Below are 14954 nucleotides of genomic sequence, written 5' to 3'. Positions count from 1 at the left end.
CGCGAGGAGCAGCAGATGAAGATCGCCGTCCTGGGTGCCACGGGCCGCACCGGCCGCCTGGTCGTCGAGGAGGCACGCCGCCGTGGCCACCACGTGGTCGCCGTCGTGCGCGACCCGGCCCGGCTGCGCGGGCTGACGCCCGACGACGTCGCGACGGCGGACGGCCTCGACGCCCCCGCGGTCACCGCCGCGCTCGCGGGGGCCGACGCCGTCGTCTCCGCGGTGGGCCCGGTGCCGGGCAGCGAGGCGGGGGTGCAGGGGGAGCTCACCCGGGTGCTGGTGCGCGCCGCCCGCGACGCCGGGGTGCGCCGCGCCGTCGTCGTGACCGCGAGCGGCTGGGTGGTGGACGGCGACGACCCGCTGTCCCGATACCTGGCCAAGCCGATCCTGGCCCGGGCGCTGCGCGACGCGAACGCGGGCTTCGCCGTCGCGGAGCCGGCGGTGCGGGAGTCGGGGCTCGACTGGACGATCGTGCGGCCGCCCATGCTGCGCGACGGCGCGGGCCGCGGCCGCTACCACCAGCGCCGGGACGGCAACGTCCGGTGGCGCTGGTCGATGCGCCGCGCCGACCTGGCAGCGGCGGTCTGCGACCTGCTGGAGGACCCGACGGCCGTCGGTACGACGGTGTCCGTCGCGGGCTGAGCGTACGGTCGGCCCGGGCGGCGCCGGGATGTCGGCCGCGGAGCCTAGGCTTGGTCCACGATGACCTCCCTGTTCGACAGCCTGTCCCTGCCCGGGTTCGACCACGCCGCGAAGGACGACACCGCACGCCTGCCGTCCACCGCGCCGCGCTGGGACGACGACGCCGCCGACCCGGAGTCCGGCGCGCCCGCGTGGGTGCGCGACGCCGCGGTGGAGGCGCACGACGGCGCCCACGACGGCGGCGCGGCCGAGGGGCGGCCGCGGTCGCGGGGGGCGTTCTCGCACCTGGACCCCGACGCCCTGCTGGACGGGCTGAACCCGCAGCAGCGGGCCGCCGTCGAGCACGCGGGCTCGCCGCTGCTCATCGTCGCGGGCGCCGGGTCCGGCAAGACGCGCGTGCTCACGCACCGCATCGCGTACCTGCTGGCCACGGGCCGGGCGCGGGCGGGGGAGATCCTCGCGATCACGTTCACCAACAAGGCCGCGGCCGAGATGCGCGAGCGCGTCGAGCACCTGGTGGGCCCGGCCGGCGGGCGGATGTGGGTCTCGACGTTCCACTCCGCCTGCGTGCGGATCCTGCGCAAGGAGGCCAAGACCCTCGGCCTGCGCTCCAGCTTCTCCATCTACGACGCGGCGGACTCGCAGCGCCTCATCACGCTGGTGACGCGCGAGCTGGACCTCGACGCGAAGAAGTACCCGGCGCGCTCGCTGGCGCACAAGATCAGCGACCTCAAGAACGAGCTGATCGACCCCGAGACGTACGCGCAGAGCTCGGGCGCCGACGCCACGGAGGAGGGCTGGCGCGAGCGCGCCGCCCGCGCCGCGTCGTCGGGCTCGCTGCCGTCCCAGGCGCCGGAGTTCGACACCGTGCTGGCGGACGTCTACCGGCGCTACCAGCAGCGCCTGGCGCAGGCGAACGCGCTCGACTTCGACGACATCATCATGACGACGGTGAACCTGCTCCAGGCGTTCCCGAACGTCGCGGAGCACTACCGGCGCCGGTTCCGGCACATCCTGGTGGACGAGTACCAGGACACGAACCACGCGCAGTACATGCTGGTGCGGGAGCTCGCGGGTGCCACCGCGGACGGGCCCGGCGCCGACGGCCTCGACCCGGCGGAGCTGACCGTCGTGGGCGACGCCGACCAGTCGATCTACGCGTTCCGCGGCGCCACGATCCGCAACATCGTGGAGTTCGAGGAGGACTACCCCGACGCCACGACGATCCTGCTGGAGCAGAACTACCGCTCCACGCAGACGATCCTCACGGCCGCGAACGCCGTCATCTCGCGCAACCCGGACCGCAAGCCCAAGCGGCTGTGGACCGACGCGGGCGCGGGGGAGAAGATCGTCGGCTACGTGGCCGACGACGAGCACGGCGAGGCGCGGTTCGTCGCGGAGGAGATCGACCGGCTCGGCGACTCCGACGGCGTGCGCCCCGGGGACGTCGCGGTGTTCTACCGCACCAACGCGCAGTCCCGTGCGCTGGAGGAGGTGCTGATCCGCGTCGGCCTGCCGTACAAGGTGGTGGGCGGCACCCGGTTCTACGAGCGCCGCGAGATCAAGGACGCCGTCGCCTACCTGCGTGCGCTGGCGAACCCGGACGACGACGTCAACCTGCGCCGCGTGCTCAACGTGCCCAAGCGCGGCCTGGGGGACAAGGCCGAGTCGCTCGTGGCGTCGTTCGCGGACCGCGAGCGCATCTCCTTCGGGGCGGCGCTCGAGCGCGCCGACGAGATCGGCGGCATGACGTCCCGCACGTCCAAGCCGCTCACGGCGTTCCGCGACATGATGCGCGAGCTGCGCGCCCTCGTCGACGACGGCGAGCCGCCCGCCACGATCCTCGGCGCGGTCCTCGACCGGACGGGCTACCTCGCGGAGCTGCGCGCGTCCGACGACCCGCAGGACGCGTCCCGCGTCGAGAACCTCGCCGAGCTGCACGCCGTCGCGGCGGAGTTCAGCGAGCTGGACCCCGAGGGCGACCTCGCCGACTTCCTCGAGCGCGTGTCGCTGGTGGCCGACGCCGACCAGATCCCCGACGAGGACGTGGCCGACGGCGAGGCGGAGCAGGAGCCCAAGGAGGACCAGGGCGTCGTCACGCTGATGACCCTGCACACCGCCAAGGGCCTGGAGTTCCCCGTCGTCTTCCTCACGGGCATGGAGGACGGCACGTTCCCGCACATGCGGTCGCTGCACGACGACTCCGAGCTCGCCGAGGAGCGGCGGCTGGCGTACGTCGGGATCACGCGCGCCCGGCAGCGGCTGTACATCTCGAGGTCGGCGGTGCGGTCCGCCTGGGGGGCGCCCAACGAGTTCCCGCCCAGCCGGTTCCTCGAGGAGATCCCCGACGAGCTCTGGGACTGGCGCCGGCGCGAGTCGTCCACCCAGTACCTGCGCCGCGGCGGGTCCGCGTGGGGTGGTCAGGCACGGGGCGGCACGGCACGGAGCGGGTCGGCACGCGGTGGGGCGGGCTCGTCGGGCGGCACCTGGTCGCCTCAGCGGCGCTCGCCGTCCGAGGGTGTCGGCGGGCGGATCGGCCGGCCGAAGGAGGCGGGCACGACGACGGCGGGCACGGGCGCGACGTTCGGCTCCGCGACCCCGCGCAAGGACGCGGACGTGCCGTCGCTCGACGTCGGCGACAAGGTGACGCACGACGCGTACGGCCTCGGCACGGTCGTGTCGCTGGAGGGGAGCGGCCCGAACTCCGTCGCGCGGATCGACTTCGGCGCGGACGGCACCAAGCGGCTGCTGCTGCGGTACTCGCCGGTCACCAAGCTCTGACCTCGCCGGGCGGGGGCGTGCCGCCGCTGGCATCGTGACCGTGTGCTGCTGGACGCGAGGACGCTGCGCGGCCTGGCCGACGGGACGGTCACCCACACCTACCGCCGGTGGGCCGTGGTGCGGGTGCGCCCCGGGTCGACGATGCGCACCCGGGTGGGCGTGGTCGAGGTGACGGCCGTGGACCCGGTGACCCTGGAGAGCGTCGACGACGCCGGCGCCCGCGGGGCGGGCTTCCGGTCGGTGGCCACGGCCCGGGCATGGATCGAGCGGCGCGGCGAGGGCGACCTGTACCGCGTGGGCCTGCGCCTGGCCGGACCGGACCCGCGGGTCGCGCTGCGCGAGGACGACGACCTCGACGCCGCGGCCGTGGACGCGATCCGCGCCCGCCTCGCGCGCATGGACCGCGCGGCGCCCGAGCCGTGGACGCGCGCCTACCTGGAGCTCGTCGCGGCGCGGCCGGCCGTCGTCGCGCGCACCCTGGCCGAGGGGCTGGGCATGGAGCGCGACCCGTTCAAGATCCGCGTGCGCCGGCTCAAGGAGCTGGGCCTCACGGAGAGCCTCGACGTCGGGTACCGGCTGTCGCCTCGCGGCCGCGCGTACCTGGCGGCCACGGCCGGCGACGCGTCGGTCAGGGACGCGCCGTCGGCGCGCTGACGGCGGCGCAGGCCGGACAGGTCAGGCGTCGCAGGTCAGGCCGCGCGCGACTCGTGCTCGGCGGCGGCGCGGAGTGCGGCGACGTCGCTGCCCGCGTCGTGCAGGGCCGACTCGAGGATCCGGCCGCCGGGGCAGTCGGCACGCAGGAGGCCCAGGAGCAGGTGCCGGTCGTCGATCCCCTTGTCGCCGAGGCGCACCGCCTCACGCAGCGAGAGCTCCAGCGCCTTGCGCGCGTCGGCGGTGAAGGGCCAGTGCTTGCGCCGACGCGAGCCCTTGCGGGCGGCCCGGTCGAGCGCGCCCTTGCCGAAGGTCTCGTCGGCGCGCCGGCTGACCTCGTCGAGGTCGATCCCGACCGCCGCGAGCGCCTCGGCGTCGAGCACCTCACCCCGTCGGACGGCGTCGCGGGCGCGCGCGGCGACGTCGTCGGGCCTGACGCCGCAGGTCACGAGCGCGGCGGGGGCGCGCCCTGTGCCCTCGGCGAGCGTGATCACCAGGTGTCGGGTGTCGATCGACTCGGAGCGCTCGCGCTCCGCGATCTCCGTGGCGCCCTGCACCGCCGTGCGCGCCTCCTTCGTGAACCTCTCGAACATCAGATCCTCCTGCCGTGCTTCTTGTGGACCGCCTGCTTGGTCACGCCGAGTGCGTCCGCGACGTCCTGCCACGACCAGCCGAGCTGTCGCGCGCGTTCCACCTGGAGCGTCTCGAGGCGGTCCGCCAGGTCGCGCAGCGCGCGGACGGCGCGGAGCCCTTCCGTGGGGTCGTCGCCGGCGGCCGCGCCGACGAGCGTCTTCTCCGTCATGCCGTCAACTATGGTTGACGAGACGAGAACGTGTCAACCCTGGTTGACGCTGCGGTCTGTCAGGACGGGCGCGCGGTATTCCCCGCGGCGGCCCTGACAACTCGGGCGGGTCGCTGTGGGATCGGTCACCTGCGGCGGGGGATTGCGGGGCCGATGTTCCCGGCGTCGTGCCGGTCGGACTACCCTGTTCGGGGATGTCTTGATGTCGAGACATCCGTTCGTGCCGGCCTCTGCCGACCCAGGGGCACCACCGATGGAAGGACGCAGCAGGGTGGACCTGTTCGAATACCAGGCTCGCGACATCTTCGAGAAGCACGGCGTGCCCGTGCTCGGCGGCGTCGTCGCGACGACGCCCGAAGAGGCTCGCGCAGGTGCAGAGAAGCTCGGCGGCGGGACCGTCGTCGTCAAGGCCCAGGTGAAGGTCGGTGGCCGCGGGAAGGCCGGCGGCGTCAAGCTGGCTCACTCCCCGGCGGAGGCCGAGGAGAAGGCCGGCGAGATCCTCGGGATGGACATCAAGGGCCACACGGTCCACCGCGTGATGATCGCGCAGGGCGCCAAGATCGCCGAGGAGTTCTACTTCTCCGTGCTCCTGGACCGCGCGAACCGCAACTACCTCGCCATGTGCTCCGTCGAGGGTGGCATGGAGATCGAGCAGCTCGCCGTCGAGCGCCCCGAGGCGCTCGCCCGTGTCGCCGTCGACCCGATCGTCGGCATCGACGAGGCCAAGGCGCGCGAGATCGTCGACGCCGCGAACTTCGCCGAGGACCTCAAGGCCCCCGTCGCCGACGTCATCCAGAAGCTCTGGACCGTCTTCACGGCCGAGGACGCCACCCTCGTCGAGGTGAACCCGCTGGTCCGCACCGAGGACGGCTCGATCGTCGCCCTCGACGGCAAGGTCACCCTCGACGACAACGCCTCCGAGGTACGCCACCCGGACCACGAGGCGCTCGAGGACAAGGCGGCGGCGGACCCGCTGGAGGCCAAGGCCAAGGAGAACGGCCTCAACTACGTCAAGCTCGACGGCGAGGTCGGCATCATCGGCAACGGCGCGGGGCTCGTCATGAGCACCCTCGACGTCGTCGCCTACGCCGGCGAGGAGCACGGCGGCGTGAAGCCGGCGAACTTCCTCGACATCGGCGGCGGCGCGAACGCCACCGTCATGGCGAACGGCCTGGACGTCATCCTCAACGACCCGCAGGTCAAGAGCGTGTTCGTCAACGTCTTCGGCGGCATCACCGCCTGCGACGAGGTCGCCAAGGGCATCGTCGGCGCGCTGGAGATCCTCGGCGACGAGGCCAGCAAGCCGCTGGTCGTGCGCCTCGACGGCAACAACGTGGACCTCGGCCGCGCCATCCTGCGCGAGGCGAACCACCCGCTGGTCACCCTGGCCGAGACCATGGACGGCGGCGCGGCCAAGGCCGCCGAGCTCGCCCACCTCTGAGCGCCCCGCCGACGTCGAAAGCAGAGATTTCAGAACCATGTCGATCTACCTGAACAAGGACAGCAAGATCATCGTCCAGGGCATCACCGGCGGGATGGGTGCCAAGCACACCGCCCTGATGCTCGACTCCGGCGCGCAGATCGTGGGCGGCGTGAACGCCCGCAAGGCCGGCACCACCGTGACCCACAAGGACCACGAGGGCAACGACGTCACGCTGCCCGTCTTCGGCACCGTCAAGGAGGCCATGGCGGAGACCGGCGCGAACGTGTCGGTCCTGTTCGTGCCCCCGGCGTTCACGAAGGACGCGGCCATCGAGGCCGTCGACGCCGAGATGCCGCTGATCGTCGTCATCACCGAGGGCGTCCCGGTGCAGGACTCGGCCGAGGTCTTCGCCTACCTCCAGGGCAAGAAGACCCGCATGATCGGCCCGAACTGCCCCGGCATCATCACGCCGGGCGAGTCGCTGGCCGGCATCACGCCGCACACCATCACGGGCAAGGGGCCGATCGGCCTCGTGTCGAAGTCGGGCACCCTGACCTACCAGATGATGTACGAGCTGAAGGACCTCGGGTTCTCGACCGCCATCGGCATCGGCGGCGACCCGGTCATCGGCACCACGCACATCGACGCGCTCGAGGCCTTCGAGAACGACCCGGAGACCCAGGCGATCGTCATGATCGGCGAGATCGGCGGCGACGCCGAGGAGCGTGCGGCGGCGTACATCAAGGAGCACGTCACGAAGCCGGTCGTCGGCTACGTCGCGGGCTTCACCGCCCCCGAGGGCAAGACGATGGGCCACGCCGGCGCCATCGTCTCGGGCTCGGCGGGCACCGCGCAGGCCAAGAAGGAGGCCCTCGAGGCCGTGGGCGTGAAGGTCGGCAAGACGCCGTCCGAGACCGCCGAGCTCATGCGCGAGATCCTCAAGTCGCTCTGACGCTCTGACACCACGCACGACGGCGTCCGTCCCTCCGGGGGCGGGCGCCGTCTGTGTGTCTGCGGGGTTCTGCCGGGCGCCCGGGTGACGATGAGCCGGTGAGCGCACCACCCGGCACCCGCACCGCCCGCACCGTCGACGGCGACCGTCCCGCGCGGACCCTCGGCCGGGGGAGCGAGCGGTTCGCGGCCGCGACGTCGGGCGCGTGGTCCACCGTGCAGGGTGTCGTGCTGTCCGGGGCGGTCGTCGTGCTGCTCGCCGTGGTCGGGGTGCTGGGCGGGTCGCCGGACTCCGCGTGGACGGGGGCCGTCGGCGTCGCCACGGGCCTGTGGCTGCTGGGGCACGGTGTGCCGATCGACGCGGGCGGCGGCGTGATCACGCTCGTGCCGCTCGGGATCGGGGCCCTCGCCGTGTTCACCACCTACGTGTCCGTGAAGCGGTCCGCGCTGCCCACCCTGGCGGCCTGGGTCGCGGCGACCGTGACCTATGCCGCCCTGACCGTCGCCCTCGCCGCGGCGACCGCGGGCCTGGCGGGGGGCGACGGGCTCGCCGCCGCCGGGCCCCGGCTCGCCCTCGCGGCGCTCGGCGGCGCCGTGGTCGGCGGGGCGGGCGCCGCGCTCGGCGTCCTCGTGCCGCCGGACCGGCCCGAGGTCGTCGTCCCCGGCGGCCTGCTCGACCGCCTGGTGCCCGACGTCGCCCGGCTGGGCCTGCAGACGGGCACGGTCGCGCTCGTCGCCCTGACCGGGACGGGTGCGGCGCTCACCCTCGTGTGGGTCGTGGCCGGGCGGGCGACGTCGGAGGACGTGGTGACCGGCCTCGACCCGGGCTGGATCGGCGGGGTCGTGTTCGCCGTCGCGCAGCTCGCGCTGCTGCCCAACCTTGTGCTGTGGGCGACGTCGTGGATCGCCGGCCCGGGGTTCGTCGTCGGGCAGGGCACCGTGTTCGCCCCGGGCGGCACGGAGGCCGGCCCCCTGCCCGCCGTGCCGCTGCTGGGCGCGCTGCCCGGCCCCGACTGGTCCGGCCCGACGGCGACGGTCGCCGGCCCGCTGGTCGTCGTGGCCTGCGGCGCGCTCGCCGGCTGGTTCGCGTGGCGGCGGCTCGACCCCGAGCGGGTCCGCTGGGTCGACCTGGCCCAGGTGCTCGCGGGGGTGGTGCTGCTCGCGGGCGTCATGACCGGGGTGCTGCAGCACTGGGCCGGGGGCGCGGCGGGCGCAGGACGGCTGGCGCAGGTGGGCGCGGACCCGCTGCTGACCGGTGCGGTCGTGGCCGTCGAGGTCGGGGCCGGGGCGGCGGTCGTGCTGGCGAGCGCGCACGCGCAGGTCGGTGCGCGGCTGCGTCGGGAGTAGGGCGCGGACGCCTCCGAGGCCGCCACGGGGCGACGAAGGGTGCGCGGGTAGGGTGACGTCGTGCAGACCCCGTCCGGCCACCCCGTCGCGTCCACCTCCGCCCAGGGCACGGCCCAGGCCCGGCTCGTCGTCCTGGCCTCCGGCGGGGGCTCCAACCTCGCGGCCCTGCTCGCCGCCCACGACGACGCCGCGTACGGCGCCCGCGTCGTCGGCGTCGTCTCCGACAAGCCCGGCGCCGGGGCGCTCGACCTGGCCCGCGACGCGGGCGTGGCGTCGGTCGTCGTGGCCCCGCAGGACTTCGACGACCGCCCCGCCTGGAACGTCGGCGTGGCCGAGGCCGTCGCCGTCTTCCGGCCCGACTACGTCGTGCTCGCCGGGTTCATGCGCATCCTCGCGCCCTCGTTCGTCGAGCGGTTCTCCGGGCGGATCGTCAACACGCACCCCGCGCTGCTGCCGTCGTTCCCGGGCGCGCACGGCGTGCGCGACGCCCTCGCCTACGGCGTGAAGGTCAGCGGGTGCACCGTGCACGTCGTCGACACCGGCGTCGACACCGGGCCGATCCTCGCCCAGGCCGTCGTCCCCGTGCTCGACGGCGACGACGAGGCGTCCCTGCACGAGCGGATCAAGGTCGCCGAGCGCGCGCTGCTCGTCGAGACCGTGGGCCGCGTCGCGCGCGAGGGCCTGACCGTCGACGGGCGCCGCGCGACCGTCGGCTGAGGGTGCCCCTCAGCCCTTCGCGTCGGTGTCCGCGTCCCCGCGGGGGTCGTCCCGCGGCGCGACCGCGGTGAGCAGCTGGTACACCTCGCGTGGAGTGACAGGCTCGTCGCGGGACGCGGCCAGGCTGCGCTCCGACCAGCGGTTGAGGAGCTGCGAGAGCTCGAGGATGAGCTCGTTCGCGTCGTCGCGGGTGAGCATCATGGTGGTGAGCATGAACGTGCGGCCGGCGTCGCGGGTCTCCTCGTGGCCGCCGTGCGCGAACACCTCGGAGAGCCACTCGACGGTCGGGCGCAGGATGAGGTCGGCCGCGTCACCGGCCGCGGGCTTCACGTTGTAGCTCGTCGCGACGTTCTTCCACACGCGGTCTCGTCTGTCGCGGGCGTGCTCCGGTGCCTCGACGATCATCCCGGCTCTCGCGAGCACCCGGAGGTGGAAGCTCACGGAGTTCGCGGGCTGGCCGATCGCCTCGGCCAGGTCGGCGGCACGGGCGTGCCCGGCCACCGCGAGCTGCATGAGGATCCGTTGCCGCACCGGGTTCGCGATGGCGCGCAACGACTCGGGGTCGCGGATGTCCATGGTCTCCAGCACGCGCCGAAGCCTAGCAAGGTCCCGCAACTTTCAATGCGCAATGGCTATTGCGCAAATATGGTTGCGGGAATATCGTCCTTCCCATGAGCCAGCCCCCGGCGGCCGCGACGCCGTCCTCCACGAGTCAGTCCGCCTTCCCCGACCCGGGATCCGTCACGACCGAGATGCCTGCGCCGCTGCGCCGCAACCGGCCCTACCTGCTGCTGATGTCGGGGCTCACGACGCAGTCGCTGGGCGGCAGCATCACGAAGTTCGCGGTGCCGCTGCTGGCCCTCGAGCTCACGGGCTCGGCCATCGCGGCGGGGGTGGTCGCGGCCGTCGGGCAGACGGGAGCTCTCCTCGCCGCGCTGCCGGCGGGGGTCGTCGCGGACCGGGTCGACCGCCGTCGCCTCGTCGTCGGGTCGGCGGCCGTCGCGGCCGCGCTGTGGGGGACCGTCGTGCTCGCGGGCGCGCTCGGCGGCCTCACGGCGTGGCACCTCGCCCTGGTGCTCTTCGGAGCGTCCGTGGCGACCGCGTTCCTGGACCCGGCGATCAGCGGGGCGTTCCGCGCCGTCGTCCCGCCGTCGCAGCTCCCGACCGCCTACGCGACCGCCCAGGGGCGCGACGCCGTGGCGGGGATGCTCGGAGGGCCGCTGGGCGGCGTGCTCTACGGCGTGGCGCACGTCGTGCCGATGATCGGCGCGGTCGTGGGTGAGGCCGTCACGGCCCTGTGCGCGGCCCTCGTCAAGGAGCCGTTGAACGGCGACGTCGCGGACCAGCGCGCGTTGCGCCCCCTCGTCGCGCTGCGGCAGGGGCTCCGCTTCGTGTGGTTGCTGCCCCTGTTCCGGGCCTGCCTCGGGATGTTCGTCGTGGTCAACGTGGCGCTGGGCGGAATGCTCATCGGCATCCACCTCGAGCTGGCCGGGACCGGCACCCCGCCCGTGCTCATCGGCGTCCTCGACATGGTCGCAGCGGGATCGATGCTGCTGGGGGCCGTGATCGCGCCCCCGCTCGTGGCGAGGCTGCGGCTCGGGGCCCTGACGGTGCTGGCGCTCGGACTGCTCGTCGTGGCCTTCACGGCGATGGCGGTCGTGCAGGAGTACCTCGCCTACGTCGTGCTGGTCGGCGTCGGGGTGCTGCTGGTGCCGGCCGTCAACGCCGCGATGGCGGGCTACATCGCGGCGATCACGCCGGGGGAGATGCAGGGGCGGCTCGCCTCCGTGCTCGGGCTGAGCGGGGTGGCGGCCATGCCGCTGGCGCCGTTGGTCGCGGGCGTGCTGCTCGACGCGGGCGGGATCGGCGTCGTGCTGTGGGTGCTGGTCGCGCTGCTCGCGGTGACGACGGTCGCGCTCGGCCTGGTGCGCTCGTTGTGGCGGGTCGGCACCCCGGACGCCTGGGCCGACGACGCCCTGCCGATGCCCGCCGAGTGACGCCCCGAGCTGTCAGGGCCGGCGCGGGGTGCACCCCCGCGCCGGCCCTGGCAAGTCGGTGGTCAGACGGCCGACCAGCCGCCGTCGGAGGCGAGGATCGCGCCGTTGAGGTTCACCGCGTCGGTGGACAGCAGGAACGTGATCGACGCGGCGAGGTGCTCGGCCGTCGCGATGCCGGGGATGTTGCCCATGTACCGGCCCAGCCGGGCGCCGCCGAACTCGGCCTGCGTGGGCACCTGGATGCCGGTCGCGACCCCGCCGGGCGCGACGGCGTTCACCTGCACGCCCGAGCCCGCGTACATGACGGCGGACGACTTGGTGAGGCCGACGACGGCGTGCTTCGACGCCGTGTACGCGGCGCCCGCCGCGGACCCGCGCAGGCCCGCCTCCGAGGCGACGTTGACGATGCGGCCGCGGCCGGCGGCGAGCATCCCGGGCAGGACGGCGCGCATGAGGCGCATCGTGCCGTCGACGTTCACGCGCATCACGCGCTCCCACGTCGCGTCGGTGAGCTCGTGCACCGCGCCCATGTCGTCCATGATCCCGGCGACGTTGGCGAGGGCGTCGACGCGGTCGCCGGCGGCGCGCACGATCTCCTCGACCGACTCGGCCGACGTGATGTCGCCCGCGACGGCGACGACCTCGGCGCCCGGCGCGGCCCCCGCGAGGGACGCGGCGAGCTCGTCCAGCTTCTCCTTCGCCAGGTCGACGGCGACGACGCGGCCGCCCTCGCGGGCCACGCGGGACGCGACGGCACGGCCGATGCCGGAGGCCGCACCGGTCACCACGACGGTCTGGCCCGCGAAGCGGCCCGGCGTGACCTGCTCGGCCCAGGCCGCGGGGGCGGGGGAGCCGTCGGCGGGGTCGGCGTCGGCGTCGTCGGGCGCCTGCTCGCGGTAGGCGGCGACGAGGCCGTCGACCATCTCGGCGGGGAACTGCCCGTTCGACAGGGCGACGAGCTGCTCGAGCGGCAGGTTGCGCGCCGGGGCGAGCGCCTCGGCCGACGCGCCGGCCTGCTCGAGGACGGCGCCGAGGATGCGGCCCCCGACGGGGTGGTCGAGCCACTCGCCGACGGTCGAGGATGCGGACAGGGCCATGGTGGTCTCCTTAGCTGGTGGATGCCGAACTCGTCGGACAACTAACCGGACAACTAACCGGACAACTCTGTCCGGTTGCTAGTCTATTCCGGTGCCCACCGCCCGGAGCAACCCGCACCCGTCCGCCCGGAGCAACCCCGGCCCCGCGGCGGCGCCCCGCAACCGTGCGGCGCTCCTGGAGGCGGCGCACGCGGTCTTCGCCGAGTCCGGCACGGCCGCGCCACTCAGCGCGGTCGCGCGCCGCGCCGGCGTCGGGCAGGGCAGCCTCTACCGACACTTCCCGGACCGCGTCTCCCTCGTGGCCGCCGTCGTCGAGGAGAACGTGGACGCGCTGGAGGCGGCGTCGGCCGCGGGCGCCGCGCTGCCGGAGCTCCTCGGGCTCGTGACGCGGCACGCCATCGAGTCCGTCGGGGTGGTCGACCTGCTGGTCGAGGACCGGCCGGGGCGCATGCTGGAGCTGCGCGAGCGGGTCGCGGCCGTGCTCGCCGCGCACCACCAGGCGGCGCTCGAGGCCGGGCAGGTGCCCGCCGGCACCACCGTCGAGGACCTCATGCTCGGCGTCGAGCTCGTGGCCGGCGCGCTCACCCGGCGGCCCGCGGCGGACCGCGCGGACACGGCGGCCCGGGCCTGGCGCCTGCTCGGCATGGAGGTGGCGCTGCCGTGACCCCTGTCGTGACTCGTGAGGACGACGTTCGGTAGACTCGCCGCGGCCGTGACTGGCGAGGGTGGGTCACCACCGGGGAGCGGCCGACACGTCCCGCCATGCGCGCCGCCCGCCTGGGTGCGAGGGTCTTTCCGCGAGAACCCGCCCGAGGAGAAGACACTCATGTCCGGAGCACCCACCGCCCCCGACGTCCAGCTCGCCGACGACGCGCAGCGCCCCGTGCGCCGTGCGCTGCTCAGCGTCTACGACAAGACCGGCCTGACCGAGCTCGCCACCGCCCTGCACGCCGCGGGCGTGGAGCTCGTCTCCACCGGCTCCACGGCCACGAAGATCGCCGACGCCGGCGTCCCCGTCACCCGCGTCGAGGAGCTCACCGGCTTCCCCGAGTGCCTCGAGGGGCGCGTCAAGACGCTGCACCCCCGCGTGCACGCCGGGATCCTGGCCGACACCCGCAAGGCCGACCACCTCGCCCAGCTCGCCGACCTCGGCATCGAGACGTTCGAGCTCGTCGTCGTGAACCTGTACCCGTTCGCGGCCACGGTCGCGTCCGGCGCCGGCCCGGACGAGGTCGTCGAGCAGATCGACATCGGCGGGCCCTCGATGGTCCGCGCCGCGGCGAAGAACCACCCGAGCGTCGCCGTCGTCGTCGACCCGGCGCGGTACGACGACGTGGTCGCCGCGGTCCAGGGCGGCGGCTTCACGTTCGCGCAGCGCAAGCGCCTCGCGGCCGCCGCGTTCGCGCACACCGCGCAGTACGACGTCGCCGTCTCCTCCTGGTTCGCGAGCGCCTACGCGCCCGACGAGACGGCGCTCGAGTCGCACATGCCCGACGTCGCGGGCGCCACGTTCGAGCGCGCCGCCGTCCTGCGCTACGGCGAGAACCCGCACCAGCGGGCCGCGCTGTTCACCCGGACCGACGGCGGCACCGGCCTCGCCCAGGCCACGCAGCTGCACGGCAAGGCGATGAGCTACAACAACTACGTCGACGCGGACGCCGCGTGGCGCGCCGCGCACGACCACGAGGGCCCCGCGGTGGCGGTCATCAAGCACGCGAACCCCTGCGGCATCGCCGTCGGCGACGACATCGCGCAGGCGCACGCCCGCGCGCACGCCACCGACCCCGTGTCCGCGTACGGCGGCGTCATCGCGGCCAACCGGGTCGTCACGAAGGCCGCGGCGGAGCAGATCGCGCCCGTGTTCACCGAGGTCGTCGTGGCCCCGGGCTTCGAGCCCGAGGCCCTGGAGATCCTCCAGGCCAAGAAGAACGTGCGCCTGCTCGTCGTGGACACGCCGCCGCACGCCGTCGCGGAGAACCGCCCGATCTCCGGCGGCATGCTCGTCCAGGAGGTCGACCGGTTCCAGGCCGAGGGCGACGACCCCGCGTCGTGGACGCTCGCCGCCGGCGAGGCGGCCGACGAGGCCACCCTCGCCGACCTGGCGTTCGCGTGGAAGGCCGTCCGCGCCGCCAAGTCCAACGCCATCCTGCTCGCCTCGGGCGGCGCCGCCGTCGGCATCGGCATGGGCCAGGTCAACCGCGTCGACTCCTGCCGGCTGTCCGTCGAGCGCGCGAACACGCTCGCCGACGGGCAGGAGCGGGCGCGCGGCGCGGTCGCCGCGTCCGACGCGTTCTTCCCCTTCGCCGACGGTCTGCAGGTGCTGCTCGACGCCGGCGTCCGCGCCGTCGTGCAGCCCGGCGGGTCCATCCGCGACGCCGAGGTGATCGAGGCGGCCCAGGCCGCCGGCGTGACGATGTACCTCACCGGGACGCGCCACTTCGCGCACTGACCCCTGCCGAACAGGCGGTTGCGCCACTTGTCCCCACCGAGAACGAGCCGCAACCCCAGGTAGGCGGGAGGGGGCGAGGGGGGGCGTGTGCCGGGCC

The 14954-nt window shown here is 74.4% G+C and carries 14 protein-coding genes; 10 read left to right on the top strand and 4 right to left on the bottom strand.

All coding sequences use genetic code 11. The features are described from left to right. The first annotated feature begins 15 nt into the window (after positions 1–15). Genes ACFQ8E_RS09890 through ACFQ8E_RS09880 form a run of 3 tightly spaced genes read left to right on the top strand, consistent with a single transcriptional unit; the run spans position 16 to position 4077 of the window. Entirely contained in the window at positions 16–642 is a 627-nt protein-coding gene (locus tag ACFQ8E_RS09890) for an NAD(P)-dependent oxidoreductase (RefSeq protein WP_430550399.1), read from the top strand. A gap of 60 nt (positions 643–702) precedes the next feature. Next, a complete protein-coding gene (locus ACFQ8E_RS09885; protein ID WP_430550398.1) occupies positions 703–3423 on the top strand; it encodes a UvrD-helicase domain-containing protein in 2721 nt (906 codons plus the stop codon). 42 nt (positions 3424–3465) lie between these two features. After that, positions 3466–4077 carry a hypothetical protein gene (locus ACFQ8E_RS09880; RefSeq protein WP_430550397.1) on the top strand — a complete coding sequence of 204 codons (612 nt, stop codon included), beginning with the start codon at positions 3466–3468 and terminating at the stop codon, positions 4075–4077. A 35-nt stretch (positions 4078–4112) separates the two neighbouring features. Here the strand turns inward: ACFQ8E_RS09880 and ACFQ8E_RS09875 are convergent, their stop codons facing one another. Both ACFQ8E_RS09875 and ACFQ8E_RS09870 read right to left on the bottom strand, forming a co-directional pair. After that, positions 4113–4667 carry a Clp protease N-terminal domain-containing protein gene (locus ACFQ8E_RS09875; protein ID WP_430550396.1) on the bottom strand — a complete coding sequence of 185 codons (555 nt, stop codon included), beginning with the start codon at positions 4665–4667 and terminating at the stop codon, positions 4113–4115. Continuing rightward, entirely contained in the window at positions 4667–4876 is a 210-nt protein-coding gene (locus tag ACFQ8E_RS09870) for an RNA polymerase subunit sigma-70 (protein WP_430550395.1), read from the bottom strand. The genes ACFQ8E_RS09875 and ACFQ8E_RS09870 overlap by 1 nt, the downstream gene beginning before the upstream one ends. Before the next feature lie 271 nt (positions 4877–5147). Between ACFQ8E_RS09870 and sucC the strand changes: the two genes are divergently transcribed. The 4 genes from sucC (at position 5148) to purN (ending at position 9314) form a co-directional block, all read left to right on the top strand. After that, complete coding sequence (sucC, locus tag ACFQ8E_RS09865) at positions 5148–6317, top strand: ADP-forming succinate--CoA ligase subunit beta (RefSeq protein WP_430550394.1); 1170 nt, start codon at positions 5148–5150, stop codon at positions 6315–6317. Positions 6318–6354: 37 nt separating this feature from the next. Next, positions 6355–7251 carry a succinate--CoA ligase subunit alpha gene (gene sucD, locus ACFQ8E_RS09860; RefSeq protein WP_429766179.1) on the top strand — a complete coding sequence of 299 codons (897 nt, stop codon included), beginning with the start codon at positions 6355–6357 and terminating at the stop codon, positions 7249–7251. Between the two features lie 98 nt (positions 7252–7349). After that, on the top strand, positions 7350–8597 hold the full coding sequence (locus ACFQ8E_RS09855) for a DUF6350 family protein (protein WP_430550393.1): 1248 nt from the start codon (positions 7350–7352) through the stop codon (positions 8595–8597). Between the two features lie 60 nt (positions 8598–8657). After that, positions 8658–9314 carry a phosphoribosylglycinamide formyltransferase gene (gene purN, locus ACFQ8E_RS09850; RefSeq protein WP_430550392.1) on the top strand — a complete coding sequence of 219 codons (657 nt, stop codon included), beginning with the start codon at positions 8658–8660 and terminating at the stop codon, positions 9312–9314. Between the two features lie 9 nt (positions 9315–9323). Here the strand turns inward: purN and ACFQ8E_RS09845 are convergent, their stop codons facing one another. Next, complete coding sequence (locus tag ACFQ8E_RS09845; protein WP_430550391.1) at positions 9324–9902, bottom strand: helix-turn-helix domain-containing protein; 579 nt, start codon at positions 9900–9902, stop codon at positions 9324–9326. An 83-nt stretch (positions 9903–9985) separates the two neighbouring features. Here ACFQ8E_RS09845 and ACFQ8E_RS09840 point away from each other — a divergent pair, with 83 nt between their 5' ends. Then, the gene (locus tag ACFQ8E_RS09840) at positions 9986–11311 is read left to right on the top strand and encodes an MFS transporter (protein ID WP_430550390.1); all 1326 of its coding nucleotides are present in this window, start codon (positions 9986–9988) and stop codon (positions 11309–11311) included. 62 nt (positions 11312–11373) lie between these two features. Here the strand turns inward: ACFQ8E_RS09840 and ACFQ8E_RS09835 are convergent, their stop codons facing one another. Beyond that, a complete protein-coding gene (locus ACFQ8E_RS09835; protein WP_430550389.1) occupies positions 11374–12408 on the bottom strand; it encodes an SDR family NAD(P)-dependent oxidoreductase in 1035 nt (344 codons plus the stop codon). A 91-nt stretch (positions 12409–12499) separates the two neighbouring features. On the opposite strand from ACFQ8E_RS09835, the gene ACFQ8E_RS09830 reads away from it, so the two are divergent. Together ACFQ8E_RS09830 and purH are read left to right on the top strand one after the other, a co-directional pair. Continuing rightward, complete coding sequence (locus tag ACFQ8E_RS09830) at positions 12500–13072, top strand: helix-turn-helix domain-containing protein (RefSeq protein ID WP_430550388.1); 573 nt, start codon at positions 12500–12502, stop codon at positions 13070–13072. A 162-nt stretch (positions 13073–13234) separates the two neighbouring features. Next, the gene (purH, locus tag ACFQ8E_RS09825; protein WP_430550387.1) at positions 13235–14857 is read left to right on the top strand and encodes a bifunctional phosphoribosylaminoimidazolecarboxamide formyltransferase/IMP cyclohydrolase; all 1623 of its coding nucleotides are present in this window, start codon (positions 13235–13237) and stop codon (positions 14855–14857) included. Positions 14858–14954: the final 97 nt, after the last annotated feature.

The sequence above is a fragment of the Isoptericola sp. NPDC056573 genome, assembly GCF_042793335.1.
Classification (GTDB): Bacteria; Actinomycetota; Actinomycetes; order Actinomycetales; family Cellulomonadaceae; genus Isoptericola.
This window is presented reverse-complemented; position numbering and strand designations above follow the sequence as displayed.

Coding starts and splice junctions, on each gene's coding strand:
- sucD (WP_429766179.1), top strand. CDS start 6,355: ATGTCGATCTACCTGAACAAGGACAGCAAGATCATCGTCCAGGGCATC.
- ACFQ8E_RS09840 (WP_430550390.1), top strand. CDS start 9,986: ATGAGCCAGCCCCCGGCGGCCGCGACGCCGTCCTCCACGAGTCAGTCC.
- ACFQ8E_RS09835 (WP_430550389.1), bottom strand. CDS start 12,408: ATGGCCCTGTCCGCATCCTCGACCGTCGGCGAGTGGCTCGACCACCCC.
- ACFQ8E_RS09890 (WP_430550399.1), top strand. CDS start 16: ATGAAGATCGCCGTCCTGGGTGCCACGGGCCGCACCGGCCGCCTGGTC.
- purH (WP_430550387.1), top strand. CDS start 13,235: ATGTCCGGAGCACCCACCGCCCCCGACGTCCAGCTCGCCGACGACGCG.
- ACFQ8E_RS09885 (WP_430550398.1), top strand. CDS start 703: ATGACCTCCCTGTTCGACAGCCTGTCCCTGCCCGGGTTCGACCACGCC.
- ACFQ8E_RS09870 (WP_430550395.1), bottom strand. CDS start 4,876: ATGACGGAGAAGACGCTCGTCGGCGCGGCCGCCGGCGACGACCCCACG.
- ACFQ8E_RS09875 (WP_430550396.1), bottom strand. CDS start 4,667: ATGTTCGAGAGGTTCACGAAGGAGGCGCGCACGGCGGTGCAGGGCGCC.